General features: G+C 47.8%; 2 tRNA genes. Both read left to right on the top strand.

Features of this window, described 5'->3' with window-relative positions:
* Nucleotides 1-110: 110 nt before the first annotated feature.
* Nucleotides 111-187, top strand: a tRNA-Ile gene (locus tag FS767_RS21595).
* Nucleotides 188-211: 24 nt separating this feature from the next.
* A tRNA-Ala gene (locus FS767_RS21590) sits at nucleotides 212-287 on the top strand.
* The last annotated feature ends 267 nt before the right edge of the window (nucleotides 288-554 follow it).

Raw genomic sequence — 554 nt, 5'->3', positions numbered from 1 at the left:
AACCTGCGGCTGGATCACCTCCTTAATCGACGACATCAGCCTGCTGATGAGCTCCCACACGAATTGCTTGATTCATTGTAAAAGACGATGTTGTAAAGCGACCCTGTTATAGGTCTGTAGCTCAGTTGGTTAGAGCGCACCCCTGATAAGGGTGAGGTCGGCAGTTCAAATCTGCCCAGACCTACCATTACTTGGTTCAGCCGTAGAATACGGGGCCATAGCTCAGCTGGGAGAGCGCCTGCCTTGCACGCAGGAGGTCAGCGGTTCGATCCCGCTTGGCTCCACCAATCCTTCAGGCTTCAGGTTTGCAGCACTGTTCAGAACACAGAAATGAACATTCCGGTGTGAATGTTGATTTCTGACTTTTGTCAGATCGTTCTTTAAAAATTCGGATATGTGATAGAAATAGACTGAAGACCAGTTTCACTGCTGGAATTCAGGCTAAGGTAAAATTTGTGAGTTCTGCTCGAAAGAGCAACGTGCGAATTTTCGGCGAATGTCGTCTTCACAGTATAACCAGATTGCTTGGGGTTATATGGTCAAGTGAAGAAGCG

The sequence above is a fragment of the Pseudomonas sp. DE0010 genome (assembly GCF_007680745.1).
In the GTDB taxonomy this organism is placed as follows: Bacteria; Pseudomonadota; Gammaproteobacteria; order Pseudomonadales; family Pseudomonadaceae; genus Aquipseudomonas; species Aquipseudomonas parafulva_B.
Note: the sequence above shows the minus strand (reverse complement) of the source record. Positions and strands in the feature narration are given on the sequence as shown.